The following is a 14784-nucleotide window of genomic DNA, read 5'->3' as shown; positions in this document are numbered from 1 at the left end:
CAACACTTCCAAACCATCGATTTTGCGCTTATGTTTAGCCGAAGCTCGCAAACAATAGTCTTACAATAAGAGAATCGATCATGTCTGATAAAAAACCCACCCTGCGCTCCGCCCAATGGTTTGGCACGGCCGACAAAAACGGCTTCATGTACCGCAGTTGGATGAAGAATCAGGGCATCGCCGACCATCAGTTCCATGGCAAACCGATCATCGGTATCTGCAACACCTGGTCGGAACTGACACCGTGCAACGCGCACTTCCGCCAGATTGCGGAGCACGTCAAACGCGGGGTGATCGAGGCCGGCGGGTTCCCGGTGGAGTTCCCGGTGTTCTCCAATGGCGAATCAAACCTGCGCCCGACCGCCATGCTCACCCGCAACCTGGCGAGCATGGACGTCGAGGAAGCGATTCGCGGCAACCCGATTGACGGCGTGGTGCTACTGACCGGTTGCGACAAGACCACCCCGGCGTTGTTGATGGGTGCGGCCAGTTGCGACGTGCCGGCGATCGTCGTCACCGGCGGGCCGATGCTCAACGGCAAGCACAAGGGCAAGGACATCGGCTCCGGCACGGTGGTCTGGCAGCTCAGCGAACAGGTCAAGGCCGGCACCATCACCATCGACGATTTCCTCGCGGCCGAGGGCGGCATGTCCCGCTCGGCCGGCACCTGCAACACCATGGGCACCGCGTCGACCATGGCCTGCATGGCCGAAGCGCTGGGCACTTCCCTGCCGCACAACGCGGCGATTCCGGCGGTGGATGCACGGCGTTATGTGCTGGCGCACATGTCCGGCATGCGCGCGGTCGAGATGGTGCGTGAAGACTTGAAGCTGTCGAAGATCCTCACCAAGGAAGCCTTCGAAAACGCGATTCGGGTCAACGCGGCGATTGGCGGTTCGACCAACGCGGTGATCCACCTCAAAGCCATCGCCGGGCGCATCGGTGTGGAGCTGGATCTGGACGACTGGACCCGAATCGGTCGCGGCATGCCGACCATCGTCGACCTGCAACCGTCCGGACGTTTCCTGATGGAAGAGTTCTACTACGCGGGCGGCTTGCCTGCGGTGCTGAGGCGTCTCGGCGAGGCCAATCTGATCCCGAATCCGCACGCCCTGACCGTCAATGGCAAATCCATCGGCGAGAACACCAAAGATGCACCGATCTACGGTGAAGACGAAGTGATCCGCACCCTCGACAATCCGATCCGCGCCGACGGCGGCATCTGCGTATTGCGTGGCAATCTGGCGCCACTGGGCGCAGTGCTCAAGCCATCCGCCGCTACCCCGGAACTCATGCAGCACCGTGGTCGCGCAGTCGTGTTCGAGAACTTCGACATGTACAAGGCACGGATCAACGACCCGGAGCTGGACGTCGATGCAAACTCGATTCTGGTGATGAAGAACTGCGGGCCGAAGGGTTATCCGGGTATGGCGGAAGTCGGCAACATGGGTTTGCCGGCCAAACTGCTGGCCCAGGGCGTGACGGATATGGTGCGCATTTCCGATGCACGCATGAGCGGCACGGCGTACGGCACCGTGGTCTTGCACGTCGCCCCGGAAGCGGCGGCTGGCGGGCCTTTAGCGGCGGTGAAAGAAGGCGACTGGATCGAGCTGGACTGCGCCAGCGGGCGTTTGCACCTGGATATTCCAGATGCTGAACTGGCGGCACGCATGGCGGATCTGCAACCGCCGCAACAATTGCTGGTGGGTGGGTATCGTCAGTTGTACATCGAGCATGTGCTGCAGGCGGATCAGGGTTGCGACTTTGATTTCCTTGTTGGTTGCCGAGGAGCTGAAGTACCCCGCCACTCGCATTAACACCGCCGTCCCCTGTGGGAGCTGGCTTGCCAGCGATTACGGTCTTTCAGCTGACACCAATGTTGACTGACACTCCGCCATCGCTGGCAAGCCAGCTCCCACATTTGCTTTGTGCATCTGCCTCAAGATCGCGTCGTGCCTGCTATGATGCGCGGCATCTCCATCGCTCAGGATCGCGCCACTCCCCATGGATTACCGCAAACCTTCCGACCGCAAAAGCATGCACTCGCGCATCGTCCAGGAACTGGGCATGCAGATTGTTTCCGGACGCTTTTTGCCTTGCGACAAACTGCCCGCCGAAGCCTTGCTCTGCGAGGAGTACGCGGTCAGTCGACCGGTGTTGCGCGAAGCCACGCGGGTGTTGGTGGCCAAGGGGCTGGTGTACTCGAAGCCGCGCGTCGGCACCGTGGTCAAGCCGCGCCGCGAATGGCACATGCTCGATCCAGACGTGCTGCACTGGCTGATGCAAAGCAGCCCGCAAAACGAATTCTTCAACGTGCTGACCAGCGTGCGCAGCATCATCGAACCGGCCGCTGCCGCCCTCGCCGCCCAGCACGCCACCGATGCCGACATCGCAGCCATCGGCGAAGCCTACCAACGCATGGAAGCCGCGCCGACACCGGAAGCCTTGCTGCAACCGGATCTGGATTTCCACAGCCGCATCGCTGATGCGACCCATAACGACTTGTTGGCGAACCTGTGCAACATGCTGTCGGTGGCGATTGCCGAGGCGTTGAAGCATTCGAACCAGCGGCCGAATCTGCATGAACTGGCATTGCCTCGGCACAAGGCGATTTTGACGGCCATCGAGAACCGGGATGCATTGGGGGCGCGGCATGCGACGTTGGTGCAGCTGGATGATGCGCGGAGTGCTTTGAGTGTGGTGCTCGGTACTGAACTTTCTTAAGCCTTGAGACCGCTTGCCCTCACCCTAGCCCTCTCCCAAAGGGAAAGGGAACCGATTGGGGGTTATTGGAGAGATACACCGACTTGAACGAGTTGCTTTGAATCCATAATCGACTCAGTTATTCAGGTCGATGTCTGACGAAGCACCACTCGGTCAGTCCCCTCTCCCTCCGGGAGAGGGTTAGGGTGAGGGGGCTTTTGATCTTGCCCCATAAAAAAGCCGCAACCCTTGGGTTGCGGCTTTGTCGTTTCACACGCCCGGATCAGTGAGCAAACAACGAATTCCCCTTCTGCCCCGCCAGTTTCTCCGGTTTGATCAGGAACTTCGCCAGTGCCGGCAGCAGCCACAGCGCACCGAACATGTTCCACAGCAGCATGAAAGTCAGCATCAGGCCCATGTCGGCCTGGAACTTGATCGCCGAGAAGATCCAGGTACACACGCCGATGGCCAGGCACAGACCGGTGAACAGCACCGCTTTACCGGTGGATTTCAGGGTCTGGTAATAGGCTTCCTGCAACGGCAGACCGGCACGCAGGAAACTTTCCAGACGGCTGTAGATGTAGATGCCGTAGTCCACGCCGATCCCCACGCCCAGCGCCACCACCGGCAGCGTCGCAACCTTCACCCCGATGCCCATGAACGCCATCAGCGCGTTGCCGAGTACCGAGGTCAGCACCAGCGGCAGCACGATGCACAGGGTTGCCGCCCAGGAGCGGAAGGTGATCATGCACATCACCGCCACGCAGATGTACACCAGCACCAGGATGGTCAGCTCAGCCTGTTTGATGACTTCGTTGGTCGCCGCTTCGATCCCGGCGTTACCCGCCGCGAGAATGAATTCCAGACCGTCCTTGTTATTGTCCTTGGCGAATTCCTGCACCGCATGCACCGCACGATCCAGGGTTTCAGCCTTGTGATCGTTGAGGAACACCAGCACCGGCGCCAGCGAGCAACTGTTGTTGTACAGGCCGTCGGCACGGGCGATGGAGTTGTTCAGCACGTCCGGGTTACGCGACAGGGTTTCCCATTTCAGGTTGCCCTCGTTCATGCCCTTGATCATCTGCTTGGACACGGTCACCAGCGAGATCGCCGACTGCACGCCCTCGGTGTTCTGCATCTTCCACATCAGCTCATCGATCGGCGCCATGGCTTCGTAGCGCGAGCAACCTTCGGACTTGGTCTTGACCATCACCACCAGTACGTCGGAGCTGGTGGAGTAATTGTTGATGATGAAGTTGTTGTCCTTGTTGTAGCGTGAGTCCGGACGCAATTCCGGCGCGCCCTGGTCGAGGTCGCCGATCTTCAGGTTCTGGCTGTACCAGAGCCCGCCACCGAAGGCGATCAGAGCAAGGGCAATGGAAACCGGTGCGACTTTCGGGCTGGCAAAATTCGACAGCAAGCGCCAGAACGGGTGTTCGCGGTTCGCGTCCTTCTTGCTTCTGGCCACTGCGCGCTTGCTGATGCCGACATAGGAAATCGCCACCGGCAGCAGAATCAGGTTGGTGAACACGATCACCGCCACACCGATGGATGCGCCGATCGCCAGTTCACGGATCACACCGATGTCGATGATCAACAGCGTGATGAAGCCCACCGCATCCGCCAGAATCGCGATCATCCCCGGCAGGAACAGTTGCCGGAACGTGCGCCGCGCGGCGGTCAGGGCGTTGTCCGCCTCGCTCGATTGCAGGGCGATACCGTTGATTTTCTGCACGCCGTGGGAAATCCCGATGGCGAAGATCAGGAACGGCACCAGCATCGAATACGGATCGAGGCCGAAACCGAAGAAGTGCATCAACCCCAGTTGCCAGACCACCGCCACCAGCGTGGTGCTCAACACCGCCACGGTGCTGCGCAGGCAGTTGGTGAACCACAGCAACAGGATCAGGGTGATGACGAAGGCGATGCCGAAGAACATCACCACCATCACCAGACCGTCGATCAGATCACCGACCTTCTTGGCGAAACCGACGATGTGGATCTTGACGTTGGGGTTCTGCGCTTCGAACTTGTTGCGGATCTTGTCTTCCAGTTCATGGGAGAACTGGCGATAGTCCAGCGCCAGCAACTTGCCCTGGTCCTGCGGATCCGGGTAGGACTCCAGCAGCGGGATGTCGACGATGCTCGACTTGAAGTCGTTGGCCACCAGACGCCCGACCTGACCCGACTTGAGCACGTTGTTGCGCAGCATGTCGAGGCTGTCCTGGGAGCCGTCGTAGCTCTGCGGGATCACTTCACCGCCGGCGAAACCCTCCTCGGTCACTTCGGTCCAGCGTACGCTGGGGCTCCACAGCGACTTCAGGCCGGAGCGGTCGACGCCGGAGATGTAGAACACCTCGTCGTTGATCTGGCGCAGGGTCTCCATGTACTCCTTGGAGAAGATGTCACCGTCCTTGGCTTCCACCGAAATGCGCACGGTGTTGCCCAGGTTCGTCAGATCGTTGCGGTGCTCCATCATCTTCTCGATGAAGGGATGCTTGAGCGGGATCATTTTCTCGAAGCTGGTGGACGGCCGAATAAGGGTGGCCTGCCAGAACAGGAAAATACTGACCAGCAGGCAGATCACGATCACTGCCGGGCGGTTGTTGAAAATCAGGCGTTCGAGAAACGTCGCCTTGTCCTGATGATGAGTGCTCAAGGAAGTCATAGCCCCGCCTTCTTATTATTGATTCGGCTCATTTGCCCAGCTCGGTGCCGTTTGGCGTGGTGGTGTGGACGCCACCCTGCCCGCTCAGGATCAGGTTGCCGTTGCCGGCGGCGGTGACCGACGACAGCGAGATGCGATCCGGGCGGTTGAACACGCTGAAGGTTTCACCGTTGTCGCTGCTGCTGATCACCGTGCCGCCGTTGCCGACGATGACGATGGAGCCATCGTCGAGCCGTGTGGCACCGGACAGGCCGAATTCCAGCGCGCCGCGCGCTGCCTTGAGTTCGACCTGCTGCCAGGTGCTGCCGAAATCGGTGGAGCGGTAGAGATTGCCGCGCAGCCCGTAGGCCAGCAGCGTGGAGGGCTGGGCGGTGCCGATCACACCGAACAGCGAGCCCTGATATGGGCCTTCGATTTTTTCCCAGGTCTGGCCCCAATCGGCGGAGCGGAACATCGCGCCCTGTTCGCCCACGATGAACAGTCCGGCGTCTTTCACGGCGGCGATGGCGTTGAGGTGAAACTGGTCCTGGTTGTCGAGGCGGTCGCTGACGTCTTGCCAGTTTTTGCCGCCGTCGGTGGTTTCCAGCAATGCGCCGTAGGCACCCACGGCCAGGCCGTTGTTGACGTCCTTGAACCAGAGGTCGAGCAGCGGCGACTCGCGCTTGAGGTCTTCGAACTGTTTGGTCCAGGTCAGGCCGCCGTCTTCGCTGGCGAGGATCTGTGCGTCATGACCGACGGCCCAGCCGTGTTTGTCGTCGACGAAATACACGGCCGTCAGCAACTGGCGGCTTGGCACCTTGGCCTGGGTCCAGGTCTTGCCCTGGTTGTCGGAATAGAGAATGTGCCCGCGATCCCCGACCGCCACCAGCCGTGAACCGGCGTGAACGACATCGAGCATCAGGCTTTTCGGGGCCTTGGCCGATTCGATGGCGTAGACCACGTCGGCTGGCGCTTCGGCGGCCAGTACGGGCGCCGACAAGGTGGCAAAGCCCAGCAGAGAGAGTGCTGTGGCCAGCAACGCGGTGTTGCGAAACGCCGGCGGGCGGCAACGACTCATAGACCTTCCCCTATTTATTATTGTTAGGCCATTCGGCCTTCAAGGGCGCCGCAAGTGTGCTCCGGCGACGGTTGGTCAGAAGCATAGTCCTGAAACCCGCAATCCAGAGCCACTTCGGAAGCTGGCTCATCCTATCGGGCATTCGAAACGTCTGACAATCGGCGCAACGTTATCTTTTGTTAACCGCGATGAGTCAGTGTTGTGGGTGAATGAGTGACCATTCGCCGACCTGATGACGATCTTTATGTGAGCGAGGTGATAGTCATCGTCAAAGGTAATCGTCCTGCTTCAACCGTTTGGCAGCCTCATCTTTCAGCGCCCGCGTTGACAGGACGTCGCAAGGCATGGTCTCGAAGACATAACCCTTGGCCTCGGGAATGGCGACGACTGCGCGCTTTTCACTGATTAATGCGGCTTTGGCGCCTGGCGGCATTCCGGGGATACCACAGTCCCGCGGATGAAGGTGAAACGATGCAAAGACCAGAGTTTCCTGAACGCCCTCTTCTGCATGTGTAAGAACAAACTCCCAAACGGACCATGAGCTGCTGACGCTGAAAAGAGAAACACCCAGGACTATCCATCGCATGGTCGTGCGCCTGACATTGCTTCGGCCTGGCTTGTATCTTTTCCACAGCGGTGCAGACAACGGGTCGCGCTTCACCGACTCGCGAAATGTTGGCTTCACTTCATTCTTGAATGAATACACATAAATGACGACAAGACTGATCAGCATTGTCGCGAGATACAACCAGATGAGTGTAAGTATCACCAACGCCAACGTTTTCTGCGCGACAGGAAACTGGGTGGCCTCAATGCGCGTGTAGTGAACGATAAAGAAGTCAGCCCATGCACTGGAGAACTGTCCAAACCCCAGTGTCAACAATGCCGCAATCAAGGCCAACCACCAAAAGTGTTCCCTGACCTTTGCGACCAGTTTGAAATACCTGATCGAGAGAACGGAGGAAGACAGACAAAGCGTGACCCATACAGACAAGACCACGCTCAAGTCCGCCGGGCTACCCAGTTTTGCCCATAACGCGAGAAACAACAGCAACGCCAGCGAGACAAGGGTCAGCGCCGCCAGATACTCGTCGAATCCCCACCATCGGATGCTGTAGTTAAGCTTCCAGGGCCAGTGTTTCGAACCCGTTCTGACAAACATCGGGCCATCCATGCAGCGTCTGGCCACTTCCAGTACGAAAGCGAAAATCAAATAGGTAGCAATGTAGGGAAGCATTGATCGCGAGCGTCCTTTCTCTCAGATCAGACAATGTTATCCCAAGCCTCCCGCTTATCCGATCAACACCTCTAAACATTTGAACTGCTGCCCCTTGAATGGCGTGGCGCTGGCGCATGCCGTCCATCTGATCCCGTACAAATTCGAATGGGAGGCTTGCACGATCGGTATTATGGTATACCATCAGACGCACAGACACTCTTTATCCCCTACGGAGCAGCTCATGAGTTTCGAAATTCGCAAGATCGTCAGCTATGTCGAAGAAACCTTCATTGAAGGCGGCAAGGCTTCCGACACCCCGGTGACCATGGTGGGCCTGGCCGTCGTGATGAAGAACCCGTGGGTCGGCAATGGCTTTGTCGAAGACCTCAAGCCGCAGATCCGCGCCAACTGCTCCGACCTCGGCGCGATGATGGTCGAGCGTCTGGTGGGCATCATTGGCGGCGCCGAGAAGATCGAGGCTTACGGCAAAGCAGCGGTGGTCGGCGCGGACGGCGAGATCGAACACGCCTCGGCGGTGATCCACACCCTGCGCTTCGGCAATCACTACCGCGAAGCGGTCAAGGCCAAGAGTTACCTGAGCTTCACCAACAAGCGCGGCGGTCCGGGCACCTCGATCCAGATCCCGATGATGCACAAGGACGACGAAGGCCTGCGCTCGCACTACATCACCCTGGAAATGCAGATCGAAGACGCCCCGCGCGCCGACGAAATCGTCGTGGTGCTCGGTTGCGCCGACGGTGGCCGACTGCACCCGCGCATCGGCAACCGCTACATCGATCTGGAAGAACTGGCCGCCGAAAAAGCCCAGTAATCAAAACAAGAAGGCATTGCAGGAGCGCTCCATGATTCGGCATACCGCTGAACTCACCCCGGCCGGCACCAGTTATCTGGTGACTGGCCAGGGCCACCCCGTGGTGTTGATCCACGGCGTGGGCCTGAATAAAGAAATGTGGGGCGGCCAGATCGTTGGCCTGGCCACGCAATACCGGGTGATCGCCTACGACATGCTCGGCCATGGCGCCAGCCCGCGACCGGCCAGCGGCACCGCCCTGCTCGGCTATGCCGATCAGTTGCTGGAGCTGCTCGACCACCTGCAATTGCCGCTGGCGTCGGTGATCGGTTTTTCCATGGGCGGTCTGGTAGCGCGGGCCTTTGCCCTGCATTACCCGGATCGCCTGAAAAGCCTGGTGGTGCTCAACAGTGTGTTCAACCGCAGCGAAGAACAGCGCGCCGGGGTCATCGCCCGGACTGCACAGGCTGCCGAACATGGGCCTGACGCGAATGCCGAAGCGGCACTGTCGCGCTGGTTCAGCCGTGAATATCAGGCGGCCAATCCGGCGCAGATCGCCGCGATCCGCCAGACCCTCGCCGGCAATGATCCGCAGGGTTACCTGACCACCTACGAATTGTTCGCCACCCAGGACATGTACCGCGCCGACGACCTGGGCAGGATCCAGGCGCCGACGCTGATCGCCACCGGCGAGCTGGACCCCGGATCGACCCCGGAAATGGCCGAGCAACTGGCCGCACGGATTCCCGGTGCGAAGGTTGCCGTGCTGCCCGAGCAACGGCATATGATGCCGGTAGAGTCGCCTCGGCTGGTGAACCAGACGCTGCTGGAATTTCTCGAAACCGCACACGCCCGACAAAACCATATAAAGGGGATCGTTGCATGACACTCGCACGCTTCCAAATGTGCATCGGCGGAGAATGGGTCGACGCCCTCTCCGGCAAGACCTTCGAAAGCCTCAACCCGGCGCTGGCCGAACCCTGGGCCGTATTGCCCGACGCCGATGAGGCCGACGTCGAACGCGCCGTGCAAGCCGCACAGACCGCGTTCGACAGCCCGGCGTGGCGCGGCCTGACCGCCACCGCTCGCGGCAAACTTTTGCGGCGTCTCGGTGACCTGATCGCTGAAAACAAGGAGCAACTGGCGCAGCTGGAAAGCCGCGACAACGGCAAGCTGATCCGCGAAACCCGGGGTCAGGTCGGTTATCTGCCGGAGTTTTTCCACTACACCGCCGGCCTTGCCGACAAGCTCGAAGGCGGCACCCTGCCGCTGGATAAGCCCGATTTGTTCGCCTACACCGTGCACGAAGCCATGGGTGTGGTCGCCGCGATCATTCCGTGGAACAGCCCGCTTTATCTGACCGCGATCAAACTGGCGCCGGCCCTTGCTGCCGGCAACACCATCGTGATCAAACCATCCGAACACGCTTCGGCGACCATTCTGGAACTGGCGCGCCTGGCCCTCGAAGCCGGGATTCCGCCGGGTGTGGTCAACGTCGTCACTGGTTACGGCCCGAGCACCGGCGCCGCCCTCACCCGTCATCCGCTGGTCCGCAAGATCGCCTTCACCGGCGGCGCGGCCACGGCCCGGCATGTGGTGCGCAGCAGCGCCGAGAACTTCGCCAAGCTGTCGCTGGAGCTGGGCGGCAAGTCGCCGAACATCATCTTCGCCGATGCGGATCTGGACAGCGCGATCAACGGCGCGATTGCCGGGATCTACGCGGCGTCCGGACAGAGCTGTGTATCCGGCTCGCGACTGCTGGTGCAAGACGAGATCTACGACGAATTCGTCAGCCGACTGGTAGAGCGCGCCCAGCGCATCCGCATTGGCAACCCACAGGACGACAGCAGCGAAATGGGCCCGATGGCCACCGCGCAACAACTGGCGGTGGTTGAAGGTCTGGTGGCCGACGCCATCGCCGAAGGTGCGCGCCTGCGTCTGGGCGGCAAGCGGCCGAGTGGTGTCGGTGACGGCTGGTTCTACGAACCGACGCTGTTCGAATGCGACCGCAACTCGATGAAGATCATGCAGGAAGAAGTCTTCGGCCCGGTGGCCTCGGTGATCCGCTTCGAGGACGAAGCCGAAGCGCTGGCGATTGCCAACGACTCGCAGTTCGGTCTCGCCGCCGGAATCTGGACCCGCGACTTGGGTCGCGCCCATCGCCTGGCCCGGGACGTGCGTTCGGGGATCATCTGGGTCAACACCTACCGCGCCGTATCGGCGATGGCACCGATCGGCGGCTTCAAGAACAGTGGCTATGGACGCGAAAGCGGCATCGATTCGGTGCTGGCCTACACCGAACTGAAAACGGTGTGGATCAACCTCTCTCAGGCGCCGATGCCTGATCCGTTTGTGATGCGCTAGGAGTCCTGCGACATGATCGAACCCGGTATTTACAAAGACGTCATGAGCTCGTTTCCGTCCGGGGTCACGGTGGTCACCACCCTCGACCCGGATGGCGGCATCGTCGGCATCACCGCCAGCGCCTTCAGTGCGCTGTCGATTGATCCGGCGCTGGTGCTGTTCTGCCCCAACTATGCCTCCGACACCTACCCGGTGCTGCGCGACAGTAAGCGTTTCGCGATCCATTTGCTTTCCGCCGACCAGACCGCCGAGGCCTACGCCTTTGCCGGCAAAGGCAAGGACAAGGCCAACGGCATCGAATGGCACCTGAGCGAACTGGGCAACCCGATCCTTGCCAAAGCCACGGCGATCATCGAGTGCGAACTGTGGCGCGAATACGACGGCGGCGATCACGCGATCATCGTCGGCGCGGTGAAGAACCTGATCCTGCCGGCACAACCGGTGACGCCGATGATCTATCACAAAGGCAAGCTCGGCGCGTTGCCGAGCCTGACTTGAGAAAATAATGCAAAACACTGTGGGAGCGAGCTTGCTCGCGAAGACATAGTGTCAGTCGACATCAATGTGCAGGTGCTGACGCTATCGCGAGCAAGCTCGCTCCCACAGGGAATGGTGGTGTGAGGGGTAATGATGAACAACGACAAGTATGAAAAGGGTTTAAAGATCCGCACCCAGGTGCTGGGCGAAGCCTATGTGCAGCGCTCGATCGAGAACGCCGACGACTTCACCCACCCGCTGCAGGAAATGGTCACCGAATACTGCTGGGGCCATGTCTGGGGACGCGAAGGCCTGTCGCTCAAGGAGCGCAGCATGATCAACCTGGCGATGATCTCCGCGCTGAACCGCCCGCACGAACTGAAACTGCATGTGCGCGGCGCCTTGCGTAACGGCCTGAGTCGTGAGCAAATACGCGAAATTCTGCTTCAGGTCGGTATTTATTGCGGCATCCCGGCAGCCGTGGACAGTTTCCGGCTCGCCCGTGAAGCCTTCGCCGAAGCCGACGCCGAGGCCTCCAGTTAACCCCTCGGCTGTTTGAATGCCCGTCTGGCATGGACAGCCACCTTAAAGAGCGGACCCCATGAAACGCCTGCCACTCGACGACAGCTTCAAGGTCAATCGCAACCCCGTCACCCTGCGCGAAATCGTGCTGGATAAACTGCGAAGCGCCATCATGAACTTCCAGCTGCTGCCGGGCGATCGCCTGGTGGAACGCGATCTGTGCGATCGCCTGGGTGTGAGCCGTACGTCGGTGCGTGAAGCCTTGCGTCACCTGGAATCCGAAGGCCTGGTGGAATTCGCCGACGCCAAGGGCCCGCGCGTGGCGATCATCACCCTCGCCGATGCGGTCGACATCTATGAACTGCGCTGCGTGCTCGAAGGCCTGATCGTCCAGCTGTTCACCCTGCGCGCCAAGGCCAAGGACATCAAGGCCCTGGAAAAAGCCCTCGACGAGAACCGCAAGGCGCTCAAGGACGGCGAGCTGCAACAGGTGATCGACTCGGTGCAGGGTTTCTACGACGTGCTGCTGGAAGGCTCGGGCAACCATGTCGCGGCCACGCAGCTGCGTCAGTTGCAGGCGCGCATCAGCTATTTGCGGGCGACGTCGGTGTCCCAGGAAAACCGTCGCGGTGCGAGCAACCAGGAAATGGAAAAAATGGTCGAGGCGATCAAGAGCGGCGATCCGCTGGCGGCGCATCAGGCGTGCGTCGATCACGTGCGCGCCGCCGCTGCCGTGGCCCTCGATTATCTGAAGCGCAAACAGGAAGAAACCGGCGCCACACCGCCGATCACTCTGCCCATCGCGCTGAAAGAACCACGCATAGGTCACTGACATGTTCAGCCCGAGCTTTTGCCCGAAATGCGGTGGCCCTGACCTCGGTCATCAAGTGCCGCCGGGCGATACGCACGAGCGCCTGATGTGCCGCGGCTGCGGCTACATCCACTATGTGAACCCGAAGATCATCGCCGGCTGCATCATCGAACAGGACGGCAAATACCTCTTGTGCCAGCGGGCGATCCCACCGCGCCCCGGCACCTGGACCCTGCCCGCTGGTTTCATGGAAAGCGGCGAAACCACCGAACAAGCGGCCCTGCGCGAAGTCTGGGAAGAAAGCGGCGTGCGCGCGGAAATCATCTCGCCGTATTCGATCTTCAGCGTGCCGAAGATCAGCGAGGTCTACATCATCTTCCGCGCCCTCGCTTTGGAGATCACCGGCCAGTACGGCCCGGAAACTCAGGACTACAAATTCTTCGCCCCCGAAGACATCCCGTGGGAGCAGATCTACTACCCGGCGATCCGGCAGATCCTCGAACGCTACATCGAGGAACGCCAGGCCGGGGTCTATGGCATGTACATGGGCAATGACGACAGCGGCAAGATTCATTTCATGCGTTGATCGTGCTGCTTACGGCGCCATTCCTTCCACAATGATGATTTCCGCCTTCGCCCATTCCTCGCGATAACTTTTCGCTTCTTGATACGCCGCCGAGTGGTAGCACGCCACGGCCTGCTCGTAGCTGTCGAACTCAATCACCACGCTGCGCTGCGGCGTCGCCCGCCCTTCCATCGCTTCGCTGCGCCCGCCTCTGGCCAAGAACTTCGCGCCGAACTCGGCGAACGCCTTCGGCGCGCGCTGGGTGTATTGGCTGTAGTGATCGGGATCGGTGATGTCCACGTGAGCAATCCAGTACGCCTTCATAGTGACCTCTTGGTTGAATTTGTATTATGGTATACCACGAATTTCATCCCTATCGAGAGTCCAGCATGGCCTTCAACAGCATCGAAGAAATCATCGAAGATTATCGCCTCGGCAAAATGGTGTTGCTGGTCGATGACGAAGACCGGGAAAACGAAGGCGACCTGCTGCTGGCCGCCGACCGTTGCACGCCCGAGGCGATCAGTTTCATGGCCCGTGAGGCTCGCGGGCTGATCTGCCTGACGTTGACCGACGATCATTGCCAGCGCCTGGGGCTGGAGCAGATGGTGCCGAGCAATGGCAGCGTGTTCAGCACCGCGTTCACGGTTTCCATCGAAGCGGCGGTCGGTGTGACTACCGGCATTTCCGCGGCCGACCGCGCTTGCACGGTGGCCGCTGCGGTGGCGCCAAATGCTCGCGCTGAAGACCTGGTGCAGCCGGGCCATATCTTCCCGCTGCGCGCCAAGGAAGGTGGCGTACTGACCCGTGCCGGTCACACTGAGGCTGGTTGTGATCTGGCGCGCCTCGCCGGGTTCACGCCCGCCTCGGTGATTGTCGAGGTGATGAATGACGACGGCACCATGGCCCGTCGCCCGGATCTGGAAGTATTCGCCCGCAAGCACGGGATCAAGATCGGCACCATCGCCGACCTGATCCACTATCGCCTGAGCACCGAACACACCATCGAGCGCATCGGCGAACGCGAGCTTCCGACGGTGCATGGCACCTTCCGCCTGATCACTTTCGAAGATCGTATCGAGGGCGGCGTGCACATGGCGATGGTCATGGGCGAATTGCGCCGTGAAGAGCCGACGCTAGTGCGTGTGCATGTGATCGATCCGCTGCGGGATCTGGTCGGCGCCGAGTACAGCGGACCGACGAACTGGACGCTGTGGGCGGCGCTGCAACGGGTTGCGGCCGAAGGGCATGGCGTTGTGGTGGTGCTGGCGAATCATGAGTCATCGCAAGCGTTGCTGGAGCGGGTGCCGCAACTGACTCAGCCGCCACGGCAGTTCAGTCGTTCGCAATCGCGGATTTATTCGGAGGTGGGGACTGGGGCGCAGATTCTGCAGAACCTTGGGGTCGGCAAGCTGCGCCACCTGGGCCCGCCGCTGAAATATGCCGGTTTGACCGGCTACGATCTGGAAGTGGTCGAGAGCATTCCGTTCACCGAGTAAAGCAGCCCTCACCCCAGCCCTCTCCCGGAGGGAGAGGGAGCCGACCGAGTTGATTGGCCGCTATACATCGACCTGAAATTCCGAGTCG

The 14784-nt window shown here is 60.5% G+C and carries 14 protein-coding genes; 10 read left to right on the top strand and 4 right to left on the bottom strand.

Features of this window, described 5'->3' with window-relative positions:
• Positions 1 to 80 precede the first annotated feature (80 nt).
• Positions 81 to 1817 (top strand): IlvD/Edd family dehydratase, encoded by a 1737-nt coding sequence (locus tag JJN09_RS26675; protein ID WP_249484431.1) that lies wholly within the window; start codon positions 81 to 83, stop codon positions 1815 to 1817.
• Between the two features lie 187 nt (positions 1818 to 2004).
• Positions 2005 to 2724 carry a FadR/GntR family transcriptional regulator gene (locus tag JJN09_RS26670; RefSeq protein ID WP_169430692.1) on the top strand — a complete coding sequence of 240 codons (720 nt, stop codon included), beginning with the start codon at positions 2005 to 2007 and terminating at the stop codon, positions 2722 to 2724.
• A gap of 262 nt (positions 2725 to 2986) precedes the next feature.
• Here JJN09_RS26670 and JJN09_RS26665 read toward each other — a convergent pair whose 3' ends face one another.
• The 3 genes from JJN09_RS26665 to JJN09_RS26655 form a co-directional block, all read right to left on the bottom strand.
• Positions 2987 to 5371 carry an RND family transporter gene (locus JJN09_RS26665; RefSeq protein ID WP_249484430.1) on the bottom strand — a complete coding sequence of 795 codons (2385 nt, stop codon included), beginning with the start codon at positions 5369 to 5371 and terminating at the stop codon, positions 2987 to 2989.
• Positions 5372 to 5399: 28 nt separating this feature from the next.
• Positions 5400 to 6428, bottom strand: coding sequence for a YCF48-related protein (locus tag JJN09_RS26660; RefSeq protein WP_249484429.1), 1029 nt, complete (start codon positions 6426 to 6428; stop codon positions 5400 to 5402).
• A 268-nt stretch (positions 6429 to 6696) separates the two neighbouring features.
• Positions 6697 to 7665 (bottom strand): hypothetical protein, encoded by a 969-nt coding sequence (locus JJN09_RS26655; protein ID WP_249484428.1) that lies wholly within the window; start codon positions 7663 to 7665, stop codon positions 6697 to 6699.
• A gap of 223 nt (positions 7666 to 7888) precedes the next feature.
• Between JJN09_RS26655 and JJN09_RS26650 the strand changes: the two genes are divergently transcribed.
• The 7 genes from JJN09_RS26650 (at position 7889) to JJN09_RS26620 (ending at position 13218) form a co-directional block, all read left to right on the top strand.
• Positions 7889 to 8479: an amino acid synthesis family protein gene (locus tag JJN09_RS26650; protein ID WP_007957412.1), complete on the top strand. Its 591-nt coding sequence runs from the start codon at positions 7889 to 7891 to the stop codon at positions 8477 to 8479.
• A 31-nt stretch (positions 8480 to 8510) separates the two neighbouring features.
• Positions 8511 to 9344, top strand: a complete 834-nt coding sequence (locus JJN09_RS26645; protein ID WP_249484427.1) for an alpha/beta fold hydrolase — start codon at positions 8511 to 8513, stop codon at positions 9342 to 9344.
• Positions 9341 to 10822 (top strand): aldehyde dehydrogenase, encoded by a 1482-nt coding sequence (locus JJN09_RS26640; protein WP_249484426.1) that lies wholly within the window; start codon positions 9341 to 9343, stop codon positions 10820 to 10822. The genes JJN09_RS26645 and JJN09_RS26640 overlap by 4 nt, the downstream gene beginning before the upstream one ends.
• Before the next feature lie 12 nt (positions 10823 to 10834).
• Complete coding sequence (locus tag JJN09_RS26635; protein WP_249484425.1) at positions 10835 to 11320, top strand: flavin reductase family protein; 486 nt, start codon at positions 10835 to 10837, stop codon at positions 11318 to 11320.
• A gap of 132 nt (positions 11321 to 11452) precedes the next feature.
• Positions 11453 to 11842, top strand: a complete 390-nt coding sequence (locus JJN09_RS26630; protein ID WP_249484424.1) for a carboxymuconolactone decarboxylase family protein — start codon at positions 11453 to 11455, stop codon at positions 11840 to 11842.
• Positions 11843 to 11900: 58 nt separating this feature from the next.
• Complete coding sequence (locus tag JJN09_RS26625) at positions 11901 to 12653, top strand: GntR family transcriptional regulator (RefSeq protein WP_011334614.1); 753 nt, start codon at positions 11901 to 11903, stop codon at positions 12651 to 12653.
• A gap of 1 nt (position 12654) precedes the next feature.
• A complete protein-coding gene (locus tag JJN09_RS26620) occupies positions 12655 to 13218 on the top strand; it encodes an NUDIX hydrolase (RefSeq protein WP_249484423.1) in 564 nt (187 codons plus the stop codon).
• Between the two features lie 9 nt (positions 13219 to 13227).
• Here JJN09_RS26620 and JJN09_RS26615 read toward each other — a convergent pair whose 3' ends face one another.
• Positions 13228 to 13521, bottom strand: a complete 294-nt coding sequence (locus JJN09_RS26615; protein WP_249484422.1) for a DUF1330 domain-containing protein — start codon at positions 13519 to 13521, stop codon at positions 13228 to 13230.
• Between the two features lie 65 nt (positions 13522 to 13586).
• On the opposite strand from JJN09_RS26615, the gene ribBA reads away from it, so the two are divergent.
• Positions 13587 to 14696: a bifunctional 3,4-dihydroxy-2-butanone-4-phosphate synthase/GTP cyclohydrolase II gene (gene ribBA / locus JJN09_RS26610; RefSeq protein WP_085711338.1), complete on the top strand. Its 1110-nt coding sequence runs from the start codon at positions 13587 to 13589 to the stop codon at positions 14694 to 14696.
• Positions 14697 to 14784 lie beyond the last annotated feature (88 nt).

The sequence above is a fragment of the Pseudomonas sp. HS6 genome (assembly GCF_023375815.1).
Taxonomy (GTDB): Bacteria; Pseudomonadota; Gammaproteobacteria; order Pseudomonadales; family Pseudomonadaceae; genus Aquipseudomonas.
Note: the sequence above shows the minus strand (reverse complement) of the source record. Positions and strands in the feature narration are given on the sequence as shown.

Coding starts and splice junctions, on each gene's coding strand:
- JJN09_RS26645 (WP_249484427.1), top strand. CDS start 8,511: ATGATTCGGCATACCGCTGAACTCACCCCGGCCGGCACCAGTTATCTG.
- JJN09_RS26625 (WP_011334614.1), top strand. CDS start 11,901: ATGAAACGCCTGCCACTCGACGACAGCTTCAAGGTCAATCGCAACCCC.
- JJN09_RS26675 (WP_249484431.1), top strand. CDS start 81: ATGTCTGATAAAAAACCCACCCTGCGCTCCGCCCAATGGTTTGGCACG.
- JJN09_RS26635 (WP_249484425.1), top strand. CDS start 10,835: ATGATCGAACCCGGTATTTACAAAGACGTCATGAGCTCGTTTCCGTCC.
- JJN09_RS26640 (WP_249484426.1), top strand. CDS start 9,341: ATGACACTCGCACGCTTCCAAATGTGCATCGGCGGAGAATGGGTCGAC.
- JJN09_RS26665 (WP_249484430.1), bottom strand. CDS start 5,371: ATGACTTCCTTGAGCACTCATCATCAGGACAAGGCGACGTTTCTCGAA.
- JJN09_RS26670 (WP_169430692.1), top strand. CDS start 2,005: ATGGATTACCGCAAACCTTCCGACCGCAAAAGCATGCACTCGCGCATC.
- JJN09_RS26660 (WP_249484429.1), bottom strand. CDS start 6,428: ATGAGTCGTTGCCGCCCGCCGGCGTTTCGCAACACCGCGTTGCTGGCC.
- JJN09_RS26620 (WP_249484423.1), top strand. CDS start 12,655: ATGTTCAGCCCGAGCTTTTGCCCGAAATGCGGTGGCCCTGACCTCGGT.
- ribBA (WP_085711338.1), top strand. CDS start 13,587: ATGGCCTTCAACAGCATCGAAGAAATCATCGAAGATTATCGCCTCGGC.
- JJN09_RS26655 (WP_249484428.1), bottom strand. CDS start 7,665: ATGCTTCCCTACATTGCTACCTATTTGATTTTCGCTTTCGTACTGGAA.
- JJN09_RS26650 (WP_007957412.1), top strand. CDS start 7,889: ATGAGTTTCGAAATTCGCAAGATCGTCAGCTATGTCGAAGAAACCTTC.
- JJN09_RS26615 (WP_249484422.1), bottom strand. CDS start 13,521: ATGAAGGCGTACTGGATTGCTCACGTGGACATCACCGATCCCGATCAC.
- JJN09_RS26630 (WP_249484424.1), top strand. CDS start 11,453: ATGAACAACGACAAGTATGAAAAGGGTTTAAAGATCCGCACCCAGGTG.